13 protein-coding genes are annotated in these 14,173 nt (G+C 70.9%); 8 read left to right on the top strand and 5 right to left on the bottom strand.

All coding sequences use genetic code 11. The annotated features are described in order from the left end of the window. Positions 1 to 13: 13 nt before the first annotated feature. The gene (gene hutI, locus ABH937_RS31865; protein ID WP_370220232.1) at positions 14 to 1,180 is read left to right on the top strand and encodes an imidazolonepropionase; all 1,167 of its coding nucleotides are present in this window, start codon (positions 14 to 16) and stop codon (positions 1,178 to 1,180) included. Positions 1,181 to 1,254: 74 nt separating this feature from the next. On the opposite strand, the gene ABH937_RS31860 is transcribed toward hutI, so the two are convergent. Beyond that, a complete protein-coding gene (locus ABH937_RS31860; protein WP_280693956.1) occupies positions 1,255 to 2,766 on the bottom strand; it encodes an oligopeptide:H+ symporter in 1,512 nt (503 codons plus the stop codon). A 446-nt stretch (positions 2,767 to 3,212) separates the two neighbouring features. On the opposite strand from ABH937_RS31860, the gene ABH937_RS31855 reads away from it, so the two are divergent. Further along, on the top strand, positions 3,213 to 3,887 hold the full coding sequence (locus ABH937_RS31855) for a response regulator transcription factor (RefSeq protein WP_280693955.1): 675 nt from the start codon (positions 3,213 to 3,215) through the stop codon (positions 3,885 to 3,887). A gap of 17 nt (positions 3,888 to 3,904) precedes the next feature. Continuing rightward, positions 3,905 to 5,146: an ATP-binding protein gene (locus ABH937_RS31850; protein WP_370220231.1), complete on the top strand. Its 1,242-nt coding sequence runs from the start codon at positions 3,905 to 3,907 to the stop codon at positions 5,144 to 5,146. A gap of 3 nt (positions 5,147 to 5,149) precedes the next feature. Here the strand turns inward: ABH937_RS31850 and ABH937_RS31845 are convergent, their stop codons facing one another. Continuing rightward, the gene (locus tag ABH937_RS31845) at positions 5,150 to 5,692 is read right to left on the bottom strand and encodes a GtrA family protein (RefSeq protein ID WP_280693953.1); all 543 of its coding nucleotides are present in this window, start codon (positions 5,690 to 5,692) and stop codon (positions 5,150 to 5,152) included. 243 nt (positions 5,693 to 5,935) lie between these two features. On the opposite strand from ABH937_RS31845, the gene ABH937_RS31840 reads away from it, so the two are divergent. The 3 genes from ABH937_RS31840 to ABH937_RS31830 are packed head-to-tail and all read left to right on the top strand — an operon-like array spanning position 5,936 to position 8,818. Further along, the gene (locus tag ABH937_RS31840; protein WP_348533711.1) at positions 5,936 to 7,075 is read left to right on the top strand and encodes a 5-(carboxyamino)imidazole ribonucleotide synthase; all 1,140 of its coding nucleotides are present in this window, start codon (positions 5,936 to 5,938) and stop codon (positions 7,073 to 7,075) included. Further along, positions 7,072 to 7,605, top strand: a complete 534-nt coding sequence (gene purE / locus ABH937_RS31835) for a 5-(carboxyamino)imidazole ribonucleotide mutase (protein ID WP_280693952.1) — start codon at positions 7,072 to 7,074, stop codon at positions 7,603 to 7,605. Before ABH937_RS31840 ends, purE begins: the two co-directional genes overlap by 4 nt. 13 nt (positions 7,606 to 7,618) lie before the next feature. Further along, entirely contained in the window at positions 7,619 to 8,818 is a 1,200-nt protein-coding gene (locus tag ABH937_RS31830; RefSeq protein WP_280693951.1) for a dipeptidase, read from the top strand. A gap of 6 nt (positions 8,819 to 8,824) precedes the next feature. On the opposite strand, the gene ABH937_RS31825 is transcribed toward ABH937_RS31830, so the two are convergent. Together ABH937_RS31825 and ABH937_RS31820 are read right to left on the bottom strand one after the other, a co-directional pair. After that, positions 8,825 to 9,280, bottom strand: a complete 456-nt coding sequence (locus tag ABH937_RS31825; protein ID WP_370220229.1) for a CoA-binding protein — start codon at positions 9,278 to 9,280, stop codon at positions 8,825 to 8,827. A gap of 41 nt (positions 9,281 to 9,321) precedes the next feature. Continuing rightward, positions 9,322 to 10,662, bottom strand: coding sequence for a UDP-glucose/GDP-mannose dehydrogenase family protein (locus ABH937_RS31820; protein WP_280693949.1), 1,341 nt, complete (start codon positions 10,660 to 10,662; stop codon positions 9,322 to 9,324). Between the two features lie 197 nt (positions 10,663 to 10,859). Between ABH937_RS31820 and ABH937_RS31815 the strand changes: the two genes are divergently transcribed. Then, on the top strand, positions 10,860 to 12,023 hold the full coding sequence (locus ABH937_RS31815) for an acyl-CoA dehydrogenase (RefSeq protein ID WP_280693948.1): 1,164 nt from the start codon (positions 10,860 to 10,862) through the stop codon (positions 12,021 to 12,023). Positions 12,024 to 12,185: 162 nt separating this feature from the next. Beyond that, on the top strand, positions 12,186 to 12,872 hold the full coding sequence (locus ABH937_RS31810; RefSeq protein ID WP_370220228.1) for a DUF4232 domain-containing protein: 687 nt from the start codon (positions 12,186 to 12,188) through the stop codon (positions 12,870 to 12,872). A 109-nt stretch (positions 12,873 to 12,981) separates the two neighbouring features. Here ABH937_RS31810 and ABH937_RS31805 read toward each other — a convergent pair whose 3' ends face one another. Further along, positions 12,982 to 14,121 carry an LCP family protein gene (locus ABH937_RS31805; protein ID WP_370220227.1) on the bottom strand — a complete coding sequence of 380 codons (1,140 nt, stop codon included), beginning with the start codon at positions 14,119 to 14,121 and terminating at the stop codon, positions 12,982 to 12,984. Between the last annotated feature and the right edge of the window lie 52 nt (positions 14,122 to 14,173).

The raw sequence follows: 14,173 nt of genomic DNA, 5'->3' as shown, positions 1-14,173 counted from the left end.
CTCTGAAGGGCTCATGACCAGCACCCTGATCACCAACATCGGCGCACTGGTCACCAACGACCCGTCACACCCCGGCCTGCTCGGCCTCGTCGAGCAGGCCGCCGTGGTGATCGACGGTTCGGTGATCACCTGGACCGGACGGGCCGCCGACGCCCCCGCGGCCGACCGGGTCCACGACGCCGAGGGCCGGACGCTGCTGCCCGGTTTCGTCGACTCGCACGCCCACCTGGTCTTCGCGGGTGACCGGACCGCCGAGTTCAACGCCCGGATGTCCGGCCAGGCCTACACCGCAGGCGGCATCCGCACCACGGTGGCCGCCACCCGGGCCGCCAGCGACGAGCAACTGGACGCCAACCTGGCCCGGTTCATCGGCGAGGCGCTGCGCCAGGGCACCACCACCGTCGAGTGCAAGTCCGGCTACGGGCTCACGGTCGCCGACGAGGCCCGGGCGCTGCGGATCGCCGCCGGGCACACCCCGGAGACCACCTACCTGGGCGCGCACGTGGTCGCGCCCGAGTACGCGGACGACCCGGCCGGCTACGTCGACCTGGTCACCGGCGAGATGCTGGACGCCTGCGCCCCGCACGCCCGGTGGGTGGACGTCTTCTGCGAGAACGGCGCCTTCGACGGCGACCAGGCGCGGGCGATCCTGACCGCCGGGATCGAGCGCGGCCTGACCCCCCGGGTGCACGCCAACCAGCTCTCCCACGGGCCCGGTGTGCAGCTCGCGGTCGAGCTGGGCGCCGCCTCCGCCGACCACTGCACCCACCTGACCGACGCGGACGTGGCGGCGCTGGCCGGGTCCGGCACGGTCGCCACCCTGCTGCCGGGCGCCGAGTTCTCCACCCGGGCCGCCTACCCCGACGCCCGCCGGCTGTTCGACGCCGGAGCCACCGTCGCGCTCTCCACCGACTGCAACCCCGGCTCCAGCTTCACCAGTTCGATGGCCTTCTGCATCGCGGTGGCGGTCCGCGAGATGGGCATGACCCCCGACGAGGCGGTGCACGCCGCCACCCTGGGCGGCGCGCGCGCCCTGCGCCGCACCGACATCGGCCGGATCGCCCCCGGCACCCGCGCCGACCTGCTGCTGCTCGACGCCCCCTCCCCGGTCCACCTGGCCTACCGCCCGGGCGTGCCGCTGACGGCGGCGGTCTGGCGGGCGGGCGTGCGGGAGGTCTGAGCCGGTAGGCGCATGCCGAGAGGCCCGGTACCCGTTCACGGGTACCGGGCCTCTCGGCTACGGGTGCGGGCTGGTCAGTGCACGTCGCCCATCAGCCGGATGACCTTCTTGCGGTACATCACCAGCGCGACGCCGGCGATGATCGCCGCCACGCCCTGCAGGGCGAAGTACCAGGTGCTGCCGGTGGCATTGCCGAGACCCAGCTGGATGATGGCCGCGACGCAGTCGCCCGCCGTGACGGCCAGGAACCAGATGCCCATCATCTGGCTCGCGTACTTGGCCGGCGCCAGCTTGGTGGTGACCGAGAGGCCGACCGGGGAGAGCGACAGCTCGCCGACCGTCTGCACCAGGTAGACCAGCGCCAGCCAGAGCGGGGTGACCTTGACCCCGCCGGAGGCCGCCGCCATCGCCAGCATCATCACCAGGAAGGAGGCGCCGATCAGCAGCAGGCCGATGGCGAACTTCATGGTGGTGCTGGGGTTCTTGGCGCGCCGGGCCAGCCAGACCCAGAGCCAGGCGAAGACCGGGGCCAGCGCCATGATGTAGAGCGGGTTCAGCGACTGGAACCAGCTGGACGGGAAGTGCGCCCCGAAGATCGACAGCTTGGTGTTCTGGTCGGCGAAGACGCTCAGCGTGGAACCGGACTGGTCGTAGATCATCCAGAACACGGCGGCGACGATGAAGAACCAGACGTAGCCGCTGATCTTGGACTGCTCGTGGGCGTCGAGGTCCTTGTCCCGCTTGATCCGGGCGAAGACGACCACCGGAATCGCGATGCCCGCGATGGACAGCGGCCAGACCGCCCAGTTGATGGTGAAGTGGCCGGAGAGCACCACGACGCCGTAGAAGACCACGGCCAGCGCCAGCCAGAGGCCGGCCTTGCGCAGGATCGCGCTCTTCTCGACGGGGGTGATCGGCGAGGAGACCACGCTGCTCTTCGGGCTGAGGTGGCGGCTGCCCAGCAGGTACTGGCCCAGGCCCAGCGCCATGCCGATGCCGGCCAGCGCGAAGCCCAGGTGCCAGTTGACGCTCTGGCCGACGGTGCCGATCACCAGCGGCGCCGCGAAGGCGCCGAGGTTGATGCCCATGTAGAAGATGGTGAAGCCACCGTCGCGACGCGGGTCGTTCGGCCCGTCGTAGAGGTGCCCGACCATCGTCGAGATGTTGGCCTTGAGCAGGCCGGAGCCCACCGCGATGAAGACCAGGCCGACGAAGAACGAGGCCTCGGCCGGCACGGCCAGCAGGAAGTGGCCGATCATGATGATGCCGCCGCCGACGGCGACCGTCTTGCGGGCGCCCCAGAACCGGTCGGCGATCCAGCCGCCGGGCAGGGCCAGCAGGTACACCATGGCGTTGTAGACGCTGTAGATCGCGGTGGCGAGCGCGACCTTCATGCCCAGGCCGCCGTGGGCGTGCGAGGTGATCATGTAGACGACGAGCAGTGCCCGCATGCCGTAGAAGCTGAAACGCTCCCAGGTCTCGGTCATGAAGAGCGTGGCCAGTCCTCGGGGGTGCCCGAAGAAGGTCTTGCCGCCAGAAGGGGTGGCCGGCTGGACGCCGGCGCCCATGGTGGTGGTTGACGCCATCAGTAGTTGTTCCTTGCCTGACTGTCTGGGACACCGCTTCGCCCAGGGGGGTGGGAAGGCGGGCGGGTCCGAGCACCGCGGGGTTCCTGCTCGCTGCTCGGGCAGGTGGGGATTCCGCAGCGCATGACACGGGGACCGGACCACTGTACGTCCCGATTTTCGGCGACATGGGATGACAAAAGCCACCAATTAGATAACGGTCGCAGGGGCTTGGCCGGGCCGGAGTCAAGAAATCGATGGTACGACAGGATGAGCTCCTTCGAAGCCAAGGTCCAACGGAAGAATCTGCGCTCGCACCGGGTGCCCGCCCCAGCCTCGGCCGTTACCTGATCCGGCCCGCCGACTACCCGCTGTGAACTACTTCACAGCCGGTAGCCCGGGGCGATCCGCTCGCGCGCGCCCGTGCGGGTCTGATCGCGGGGCCCCGGGCCGACTACGATTCGCACATGACCTGTGTGCTGCTCGCCGAGGACGACCCGGCTATCTCGGAACCGCTGGCCCGCGCCCTGCGTCGCGAGGGCTACGAGGTGCTCGTCCGGGAGGACGGTCCGGCCGCCCTGGAGGCGGGCCTGGAGGAGGAGGTCGACCTGGTCGTCCTCGACCTCGGCCTGCCGCAGATGGACGGTCTGGAGGTCTGCCGCCGGCTGCGCGCGGACGGCAAGAGCTGCCCGGTGCTGGTGCTCACCGCCCGCGCCGACGAGGTGGACACCGTGGTCGGCCTGGACGCCGGTGCCGACGACTACGTCACCAAGCCGTTCCGGCTGGCCGAACTGCTCGCCCGGGTCCGGGCCCTGCTGCGGCGCGGCAACGTCGACTCGCTCTCCACCGGCGCGCACGGCGTGCGGATCGACATCGAGTCGCACCGCGCCTGGGTCGGTGAGGAGGAACTCACGCTCTCCGCCAAGGAGTTCGAGCTGCTGCGGGTGCTGGTCCGGGACGCGGGCCGGGTGGTCACCCGGGAGGACATCATGCGTCAGGTCTGGGACACCACCTGGTGGACCTCCACCAAGACCCTGGACATGCACATCTCCTGGCTGCGCAAGAAGCTCGGCGACGACGCGACCAACCCCCGCTACATCGCCACCGTGCGCGGCGTGGGTTTCCGCTTCGAGAAGAACTAGGGCCGGGGCACCACCGCGTGAAGCGCAGGATGATCAACTCGCTGCTGGGCGTGGTCCTGGTGGTCGTGGTGGTGTTCTGCGTACCGCTGGCCCTGGTCGAGAAGCAGAGCATCGTCAACACCGCGCAGGACCGGGTGGACGCCGCGGCGGTGCGGCTGCTCGGACTGGTGGAGAGCCGGCTGGCGGCGGGCGAGCCGGTCACCCAGGAGCGGATCGGCACCCAGGCCATCGAGGGGGACTACGCCGAGATCCGGATCCCGGGCCAGCCGCTGATCACCATCGGCGACCGGCCCAAGGGCAACCCGCTGAAGGCCACCGAGCCCGGACCCAGCGGCGAGACGGTCACCGTCGAGCAGTCCCGCACGGATGTCACCCGCGAGATCGGCGACATGCTGCTGCTGCTCGGCCTGGTGACGCTGCTGGCCGTGCAGACGGCGGTGGCCCTCGCGGTCTGGCAGGCCCGGCGCCTGGCCCGCCCGCTCACCGACCTGGCCGAGACCGCCGAGCGGCTCGGCTCCGGCGATCCGCGCCCGCGCGACCGCCGCTTCGGGGTGCCCGAACTGGACCGGGTGGCCGAGGTGTTGGACGCCAGCGCCGAGCGGATCGGCCGGATGCTCACCGCCGAACGCCGGCTGGCCGCCGACGCCTCGCACCAGCTGCGCACCCCGCTGACCGCGCTCTCCATGCGGCTCGAGGAGATCACCGCGCTCGCCCACCAGCCGGAGACGGTCCGCGAGGAGGCCACCATCGCGCTGCAGCAGGTGGAACGGCTGACCGACGTGGTCCAGCGGCTGCTCACCAACCAGCGCGACACGCACGGCCCGAGCACCGGCGGCTTCCAGTTGGACGAGGTGATCCGCCAGCAGCGCGAGGAGTGGGCGGCCACGATGCGCGGCGCCGGGCGGCGGCTGGTGATCGAGGGCCTGGGCGGGGTGGTCGCGCTGGGCACCCCGGGCACCGTCTCCCAGGTGCTGGCCACGCTGATCGAGAACTCGCTGATGCACGGCGCCGGCACGGTCACCCTGCGGGTGCGGCCCTCCGGCAGCTCGGTGGTGGTCGAGGTGCAGGACGAGGGCCAGGGGGTGTCGGCCGAGCTGGGCAACCGGGTCTTCGAGCGGGCCGTCAGCGGGCACAACTCCACCGGCATCGGCCTGGCGGTGGCCCGTGACCTGGCCGAGGCGGACGGCGGGCGCCTCGAACTGCTCTCGCTCAAGCCGCCGGTCTTCGCACTCTTCCTCAACCGGGCCGTGGCGGCCTGACGGTCACTTGATGTACTGCGCGCTCTCCTCGGCCACCAGGATCCGCTCGGCCTGCGCGACCACCGGCTGGGCCGGCTGCTGCTCGTGCTCGGCCAGCTCCGGCATCGCCTTGAAGACCCAGGTCCGGTAGGAGAAGAAGCGGAACAGCGTGGCCACGCCGGTGCCCGCCATCTTCGAGGCGTTCAGCGCGAGGGTGCCGGTCATGCCCAGGGTGTAGGTGGTGAACCAGACCGTGCCGTTCTCGATCAGCAGGCCGATCCCGCTGAACACCAGGAAGAGCGTGATCTCCCGGCGGCGCGAGGCCGCGTCACTGTCCCGGTACACCCAGTACCGGTAGCCGGCGTAGTTGACCAGGATCGCCACCACGGTGCCGATCACCGAGCAGCGCACCGGCGCCCAGTGGGTGGCGTGGATCATCGCGTTGGAGACGCCGAAGTTCACCACGATGCCGCCCAGCCCGACCACCGCGAACTTCATGACCTCGCCGGAGACGCCGCGCAGCCGCTGGGTCAAGGAGGTGCGGCGCTGCGCGCTGTGCTTGCTCATCCGGTGGTCTCCTGTGCGGCTGCTCCCCGGAGCCTGCCATGGCTCGGGGCGGAAGTGGCTTGCGGGCGAGGGCACATGATCAGCTCAGTGCCCCGGTCGGGTCCGGCCATCCAGGCTACCGGCTCCCGCACGACCCTCCCGCGCGCGATCCGCTGCCACCGTCCCGCCCGGCCTACCCGTGGCCGGGCGTTCACCCCGTGGGAGCTGCCCGGATATCCTGGCAGGGTGACTTTCCCGGGCAGCATTAAATTTCCAACGGTGGGCGTGGTAGGCGGCGGGCAGCTTGCCCGCATGGCGCACCAGGCGGGCATCCCGCTCGGCATCCGCTTCAAGCTCCTCGCCGACACCCCGCAGGACTCCGCCTCGCAGGTGGTGGCCGACACCGTGCTCGGCGACTACCGGGACCTGGAGACGCTGCGCCGCTTCGCCGCCGACTGCGACGTGATCACCTTCGACCACGAGCACGTCCCCACCGAGCACCTGCGCGCCCTGCTGGCCGACGGCGTCGCGGTGCGCCCCGGCCCCGACGCGCTGGTGAACGCCCAGGACAAGGGTGTGATGCGGGCCAAGCTGGACTCGATCGGCGCCCCCTGCCCGCGCCACCGCCTGGTCGCCGACCCGGCTGACGTCACGGCCTTCGCCCACGAGGGCGAGGGCTACCCGGTCGTGCTGAAGACGGTGCGCGGCGGCTACGACGGCAAGGGCGTCTGGGTCGTCGAGGACGAGGAGCAGGCGCACGCGCCCTTCCTGGCCGGCGTGGCGGTGCTGGCCGAGGAGAAGGTCGACTACCTGCGCGAACTGGCCGCGAACGTGGTCCGCTCACCCAGTGGTCAGGCGGTCGCCTATCCGGTGGTGGAGAGCCTGCAGGAGAACGGCGTCTGCGCCGAGGTCACCGCGCCGGCTCCCGAGCTGGACCCGGAGCTGGCCGGGCAGGCCCAGGCACTGGCGCTGCGGATCGCCGGCGAGCTGGACATCGTGGGCCACCTGGCGGTCGAGCTGTTCCAGACCCGCGACGGCCGGATCCTGGTCAACGAACTGGCGATGCGCCCGCACAACTCCGGCCACTGGTCGATCGACGGCGCCGTCACCTCGCAGTTCGAGAACCACCTGCGGGCCGTCCTCGACCTGCCGCTCGGCGACCCGCGCCCGCGCGCCAGGTGGACCGTGATGGTCAACGTGCTCGGCGGCGACTACCCCGACATGTACCACGCCTTCCTGCACTGCATGGCTCGCGACCCGGGCCTGCGGATCCACATGTACGGCAAGGACGTGAAGCCCGGCCGCAAGGTCGGCCACGTCACCGTCTTCGGGGACGACCTCGAGGACGTGCGCGAGCGCGCCCGCCACGCGGCCGCCTACCTGAGAGGCACGATCACCGAATGACCAGCAGCACCACGCCGCTCGTCGGCATCGCGATGGGTTCCGACTCCGACTGGTCCGTGATGGAGGCCGCCGCACAGGCGCTCGACGAGTTCGAGGTGCCGTACGAGGTCAACGTCCTCTCCGCGCACCGGATGCCGCGCGAGATGATCGGCTACGGCGAGCAGGCCCACCGGCGCGGCCTGAAGGCGATCATCGCCGGCGCCGGCGGTGCGGCCCACCTGCCGGGCATGCTGGCCTCGGTGACCCCGCTGCCGGTGATCGGCGTCCCGGTCCCGTTGCGCTACCTGGACGGCATGGACAGCCTGCTCTCCATCGTGCAGATGCCGGCCGGCGTGCCGGTGGCCACCGTCTCGGTGGCCGGCGCGCGCAACGCGGGCCTGCTGGCGGTGCGGATGGTCGCCGCCTTCGACCCGGAGCTCAGCGAGAAGATGACCGAGTTCCAGGCGGAGCTGAACGCCCAGGCCACCGAGAAGGGCAAGAAGCTGCGCGCCAAGGTGGCGGGTTCCGCTTCCTTCGGCTTCAGCCGGTAGCAGGATGGGGTCCATGACCCTTGATCGGCTGGACATCGCCCGGACCCTGCTCGCCGCCGCCCCCGTGGTGGACGGCCACAACGACCTGCCGTGGGCGATGCGCAACCAGGTCGGCTACGACCTGGACGCCATCGACCTGGCCGCCGACCAGCGCGGCCGGCTGCACACCGACCTCGACCGGCTGCGGGCCGGCGGGGTCGGTGCGCAGTTCTGGTCCGTCTACGTCAGCGCCAAGCTGGCGGGGGACCGGGCGGTCACCGCGACCCTCGAGCAGATCGACTTCGTGCGCGCGCTGGTCGACCGCTTCCCGCACCGGCTGCGGCTCGCCCTGACGGCCGACGACATGGAAGCCGCCCGGGCCGAGGGCAGGATCGCCTCGCTGATGGGGGCCGAGGGCGGACACAGCATCAACTCCTCGCTGGCCACCCTGCGCGCGCTCTACCAGCTGGGCGTGCGGTACATGACGCTCACGCACAACGACAACGTCCCGTGGGCCGACTCCGCCACCGACGAGCCGGCCGCCCACGGCCTCACCCGCTTCGGCGAGGAGGTGGTCCGGGAGATGAACCGGCTGGGCATGCTGGTCGACCTCTCGCACACCTCGCCCGACACCATGCGCCACGCGCTGCGGGTCAGCCAGTCGCCGGTGATCTTCTCGCACTCCTCCTCGCGCGCGGTGCACGATCACCCGCGCAACATCCCCGACGACGTGCTCGCCCAGCTGCCCGCCAACGGGGGCGTGGCGATGGTCACCTTCGTGCCGCAGTTCATCTCGGCCGAGGCGCACGGCTGGACCGACCGGGCCGCCCGGGCGCTGGAGGCGCAGGGATTCCACGCCCTGGCGCACACCCCCGACGCGATGAAGGTGCTGCGCGCCTTCGAGGCCGACGACCCGCGCCCGATCGCCACCACGGCCACCGTCGCCGACCACCTGGACCACATGCGCGACGTGGCCGGCGTCGACCATCTCGGCATCGGTGGTGACTTCGACGGTGTCGCCTTCACCCCGGCCGGCCTGGACGACGTCTCCGGCTATCCCAACCTGATCGCCGAACTCCTCGACCGCCGCTGGTCCGAGGCCGACCTCGCCAAGCTCACCTGGGGCAACGCGGTGCGGGTGCTGCGCGCCGCCGAGGACGCGGCCCGCGAGCAGGCGGTCACCCGGAAGCCCTCCATCGCCACCCTGGAGCAGCTGGACGGCCAGGACGGCTGAGAAGCGTCACAGCAGCGGGATCTCGATCGCCGGGCAGCGGTCCATCACCATCCGCAGCCCGGCGGCCGTGGTCCGCCGGTACGCGTCCTCGTCGATCACGTCGAGCTGGAACCAGACGGCCTCGGCTCCCTTGGCCACCGCCTGGTCGGCCACCTCGCCGGCCAGCGAGCTGTTCACGAAGACGTCGACCACGTCGACCTGGAACGGGACGTCCGCCAGCGTCGGATACCCGGGCTCGCCGAGCACCGTCTCGGCCTTGGGATGCACCGGCACGATCCGCTTCCCGTAACGCTGCAGCACCTGGGCCACCCCGTAGGCGGCGCGCCGGGTGTTGTTGGACAGGCCCACCACGGCCCAGGTGTCGCCGGTGGCGGTGAGGATCTCGCGGACGGTCGCCCGGTCGCGGAAGTCCCGGTCGCCGAAGTCGCTGTCACGGAAGTCGCGGTCACGGAAGTCGGTCATACGCGGTCCAACAGCACTGCCGGACCCGGCATTCCGAGGCCTCAGCTCGGCCGGCCCATCGCCCGGTAGGTCCAGCCCGCCGCCCGCCAGTGCTCGGCGTCCAGCACGTTGCGGCCGTCCAGCAGGCGCCGTTCGGCGACCAGTTCGCCCAGTGCCACCGGGTCCAGCGTGCGGAACTCCTGCCACTCCGTCAGGTGCAGCACCACATGGGCGCCGGTGACCGCCTCGATGGCGGAGTCGGCGTAGGAGAGGGAGGGGAACATCTTGCGGGCGTTGTCCATCGCCTTGGGGTCGTAGACGGTGACCTGCGCGCCCTGCAGCTGGATCTGCGCCGCCACGTTGAGCGCCGGCGAGTCGCGGATGTCGTCCGAATCGGGCTTGAAGGAGGCGCCGAGCACGGCGACCCGGCGGTCCAGGAAGCCGCCGCCGCACTGCTCGCGGGCCAGCTCCACCATCCGGGAGCGCCGGCGCATGTTGATCGAGTCGACCTCGCGCAGGAAGGTCAGTGCCTGGTCGGCGCCCAGTTCCCCGGCCCGGGCCATGAACGCGCGGATGTCCTTGGGCAGGCAGCCGCCGCCGAAGCCGAGGCCGGCGTTGAGGAAGCGGCCGCCGATCCGCTCGTCGTAGGAGAGGGCCTTGGCCAGCAGCGTCACGTCGGCGCCGGCGCTCTCGCAGACCTCGGCCATCGCGTTGATGAAGGAGATCTTGGTGGCCAGGAAGGAGTTGGCGGCGGCCTTCACCAGCTCGGCGGTCGCGTAGTCGGTGACCACCATCGGTACGCCGTCGGCCAGCGGGATCGCGTACACCTGGCGCAGCAGCGCCTCGGCCCGGCCGCCCTCGCGCACGCCGATCACGATCCGGTCGGGGTGCAGGGTGTCGCCGACCGCGTGGCCCTCGCGCAGGAACTCCGGGTTCCAGGCCAGCTCGACGCCGTCGCCGGCCGGGGCCAGCGCGGCCAGCCGCTCGGCCAGCCGGTGCGCGCTGCCCACCGGGACGGTGGACTTGCCGACCACCAGGACCGGTCGGGTCAGGTGCGGGGCCAGCTGGTCCACCGCGAGGTCGACGTAGGACATGTCGGCGGCGAACTCGCCCTTCTTCTGCGGGGTGTTCACGCAGATGAAGTGGATGTCGGCGAACTCGGCGACCTCCTGCGGGGAGGAGGTGAAGCGCAGCCGCTCGGTCGAGTCCGGGTGGCCGACGACGTGCTTGACCAGCAGCTCGGACAGGCCGGGCTCGTACATCGGCACCTGGCCGGCCGACAGCGCGGCCAGCTTGTCCGGGTCGATGTCCAGCCCCAGTACTTCGAAGCCCAGTTCGGCGAGGGCGGCGGCGTGGGTGGCGCCGAGATAGCCGGTACCGATCACCGAGATTCGCAGGGCCACGGGGCTTCCCCTTCGCGGGCTGCCGGGGTATGACCGGCATGCAGAGCAGGATCGGACAAGGACTGAGGTGCAGCGACCCGATGGTATCCGCCCGTCGGCATGTCACCGACGTCACGTCTGGTCATCGGGCCCCCCGGGCCTAGAATGAGCATCTACTTAACGGTAATTAACGTCGTTTCGCAGAGGGGCAGCAGACCATGGCTGGCAACGCCGATTTCGACCTCTTCCGGATCTCGGAGGAGCACGAGATGCTCCGCGAGACGGTCCGCGCGCTCGCCGAGGCCAAGATCGCCCCGTTCGCGGCGGACGTGGACGAGCACGGCCGCTTCCCGCAGGAGGCCCGGGACGCGCTGGAGGCCAACGAGCTGCACGCGGTGCACGTGCCCGAGGAGTACGGCGGCGCCGGCGCCGACGCGCTGGCCACCGTCCTGGTGATCGAGGAGGTCGCCCGGGTCTGCGCCTCCTCCTCGTTGATCCCGGCCGTCAACAAGCTCGGCTCGCTGCCGGTGCAGCTGTCCGGCTCCGAGGAGCTGAAGCAGAAGTACCTGGGCGCGCTGGCCCGCGGTGAGGGCATGTTCTCGTACTGCCTCTCCGAGCCGGACGCCGGTTCGGACGCGGCGGGCATGAAGACCCGCGCGGTGCGCGACGGTGACTTCTGGGTGCTCAACGGCGTCAAGCGGTGGATCACCAACGCCGGCGTCTCTGAGTTCTACACCGTGATGGCGGTCACCGACCCCGAGAAGCGCTCCAAGGGCATCTCCGCCTTCGTGGTGGAGAAGGGCGACGAGGGCGTCTCCTTCGGCGCACCGGAGAAGAAGCTCGGCATCAAGGGCTCGCCGACCCGCGAGGTCTACCTGGACAACGTCCGGATCCCGGCCGACCGCATGATCGGCGAGGAGGGCACCGGCTTCGCCACCGCGATGAAGACCCTGGACCACACCCGGATCACCATCGCCGCCCAGGCGTTGGGCATCGCCCAGGGTGCGCTGGACTACGCCGCCGGCTACGTCAAGGAGCGCAAGCAGTTCGGCAAGCCGATCGGCGACTTCCAGGGCGTCCAGTTCATGCTCGCCGACATGGCGATGAAGCTGGAGGCGGCCCGCCAGCTCACCTACGCCGCCGCCGCCAAGTCGCAGCGCGTCGATGCCGACCTGACCTTCTTCGGCGCGGCCGCCAAGTGCTTCGCCTCGGACGTCGCGATGGAGGTCACCACCGACGCCGTCCAGCTGCTCGGCGGCTACGGCTACACCCGTGACTACCCGGTGGAGCGGATGATGCGCGACGCCAAGATCACCCAGATCTACGAGGGCACCAACCAGGTGCAGCGGATCGTCATGGCCCGTAACCTGCCGAGCGCCTGACCTGCCGTCACGTACGTCCGCCGACCCCCGCGTCCCGTCCAGGGCGCGGGGGTCGGCGTCTGTTACGCGTGTTACGGGGCTGGGACGGATGAGGGCGAACTGGGTGTCGGACAAGAGCGTCGTGAGGGGAGAAGACGACACCACACCCGCAGGGGAGCAGTCATGAAGGTCAGCAAGGCGGCGGCGATCGCGGCCACCACGGTCGCGCTGGCGCTGGGCGCGGTCGCGTGCAACGACGACGTTCCGTCGACCAGCAACGCCAACCCGCCCGCCGCGGCCGCGCCCGCCGCATCGCAGGCGCCCTCGGCGGCCGCCGGCGGCAAGTCCACGGCCAAGCCGGCCGCTCCGGTCGGCAGCGCCAAGCCCGCCGCTCCGGCCGGCAGCGCCAAGCCGACCGCCGTCTCGGAGCGTTGCCACACCAACGAGTTGACGGCCGACATCCAGCTGCAGCCGGACTTCCCCGGCAAGGCGATGGTGATGCTGACCAACAAGGGTTCGCGCACCTGCACCGTGTACGGCTACCTCGGCTACGGCGGTCTGCTGGCCGACAACAGCCCGGTGACGCTGGGCACCAACCGGGTCGCCTACCCGGGGCAGTCGGTCGCCGCCAAGCTCGCGCCCGGCACCACCGCCTTCTCCGGCCTCAAGTGGAACTCCTGCGACAAGGCCGACCCCAGCTGCCACGTGCTCGCCGGGGTGACCATCACCCCGCCGGACGAGACCACCCAGCTGACCGCCAGCGTGCTCGGCACGGACGGCAAGCCGCTGCCGCAACTGGCCGTCTCCGCCGCGGGGTTCACCGTCGGCACGCTCCAGCCGAGCAACGAGGGTGTCGTCTTCACCTCGTAGCGCGCGCCGGCAGACCGGAAGCCCTCCCGCCCCGTCAGTCCGGGGCCGGAGGGCTTCGTCGGCTGTGCTCAGAAGTGTTCTGCTCAGCAGGTCAGCAGGGTCAGGAGACTCAGAAGGTGGGAACCGCGGTGTCGTTCTTGATCGCGTCGAAGACCTGGGTGGCCTCGCTCTGGTTCCACTTGACCGCCGACTCGCCGGTGCTGGTGTGGTAGTCGGCGTTCCCGATCGGGATGGTGATGCTCTTGCCGCCACCGCTGCTGACCGTCTTCATCGCCTCGAAGAGCGTGGCCAGGTCGGTCAGTCCGGTGTTCTTGTCGACGATCAGGGTGTCCAGCCCGGAGCCGATCAGCGGGTAGACGGTGAACGGGTCGAGCAGCGTGGTCGGCGAGGCCGCCTGGTGGGCCAGCGCGGAGAGGAACTTCTGCTGGTTGCGCATCCGGCCCAGGTCCTGGTCGGCCATCTGGTGCCGCTGGCGGACGAAGGCCAGCGACTGGGTGCCGTTCAGGGTCTGGCAGCCGGCCTTCAGGTTCAGCCCGGAGTCCTTGTCCTGGATGTCCTGGGCTATGCACATGTTCACCCCGCCCACCGCGTCCACGATGCCGACGAACCCGGCGAAGCCGACCTCGGCGTAGTGGTCGATGTGGATGCCGGTGTTCTGCTCGACGGTCTGCACCAGCAGCGGGCCGCCGCCGTTGTCGAAGGCTGAGTTGATCTTCGAGGTGGTGGCCTTGATGGTCTTCCCGCTGCCCGAGGTGTCCAGGTGCGCCGGGATCGGCACCCAGGAGTCGCGCGGGATGCTCATCAGCGTGTTCCCGTGGGCGCCGATGTGCAGGATCATCATCGAGTCGCTGCGCTTGCCCACGTCCGAACCGGTGTGCAGGTTCTGCTTCTGGGCGTCCGACAGGCCGTCGCGGCTGTCCGAGCCGACGATCAGCCAGTTCGTCCCCTGGCCCGCCGGCGGGCGGTTGCCGTAGTCGGCCAGCACGTCCTGGTGGTGCAGCTTGGAGTCGGCCCAGAAGTAGGTGCCCACGCCGGTGGCCAGCAGCGCGCCGACCACGCCGAGCACCGTGTACTTGACGATCCGGCCGCGCCGCCACCGCCGGCGACCGCTCGGTCGGGCCCCGGCGCCGTGCGGGTCGAGCGAGGGCGGCAACGGCGGCTCGGCACCGCCGGGCGCACCGCCCTGACCGCCCTGACCGCCGTACCCGCCGCCACCACCGCTCGGACCACCTTGTTGCCACGTGTTCATGTCCCCGAGGATGCCCGATCCGTCCGGTCGGGCACCCATGAGCCGGGTGCCT

It is taken from the genome of Kitasatospora sp. GAS1066B (assembly GCF_041262605.1).
Lineage (GTDB): Bacteria > Actinomycetota > Actinomycetes > Streptomycetales > Streptomycetaceae > Kitasatospora.
This window is presented reverse-complemented; position numbering and strand designations above follow the sequence as displayed.

What these genes read in the sequence shown, in the direction of transcription:
- hutI (WP_370220232.1), top strand. Translation starts at nt 14, where the DNA reads ATGACCAGCACCCTGATCACCAACATCGGCGCACTGGTCACCAACGAC.
- ABH937_RS31860 (WP_280693956.1), bottom strand. Translation starts at nt 2,766, where the DNA reads ATGGCGTCAACCACCACCATGGGCGCCGGCGTCCAGCCGGCCACCCCT.
- ABH937_RS31855 (WP_280693955.1), top strand. Translation starts at nt 3,213, where the DNA reads ATGACCTGTGTGCTGCTCGCCGAGGACGACCCGGCTATCTCGGAACCG.
- ABH937_RS31845 (WP_280693953.1), bottom strand. Translation starts at nt 5,692, where the DNA reads ATGAGCAAGCACAGCGCGCAGCGCCGCACCTCCTTGACCCAGCGGCTG.
- purE (WP_280693952.1), top strand. Translation starts at nt 7,072, where the DNA reads ATGACCAGCAGCACCACGCCGCTCGTCGGCATCGCGATGGGTTCCGAC.
- ABH937_RS31830 (WP_280693951.1), top strand. Translation starts at nt 7,619, where the DNA reads ATGACCCTTGATCGGCTGGACATCGCCCGGACCCTGCTCGCCGCCGCC.
- ABH937_RS31825 (WP_370220229.1), bottom strand. Translation starts at nt 9,280, where the DNA reads ATGACCGACTTCCGTGACCGCGACTTCCGTGACAGCGACTTCGGCGAC.
- ABH937_RS31815 (WP_280693948.1), top strand. Translation starts at nt 10,860, where the DNA reads ATGGCTGGCAACGCCGATTTCGACCTCTTCCGGATCTCGGAGGAGCAC.
- ABH937_RS31810 (WP_370220228.1), top strand. Translation starts at nt 12,186, where the DNA reads ATGAAGGTCAGCAAGGCGGCGGCGATCGCGGCCACCACGGTCGCGCTG.
- ABH937_RS31805 (WP_370220227.1), bottom strand. Translation starts at nt 14,121, where the DNA reads ATGAACACGTGGCAACAAGGTGGTCCGAGCGGTGGTGGCGGCGGGTAC.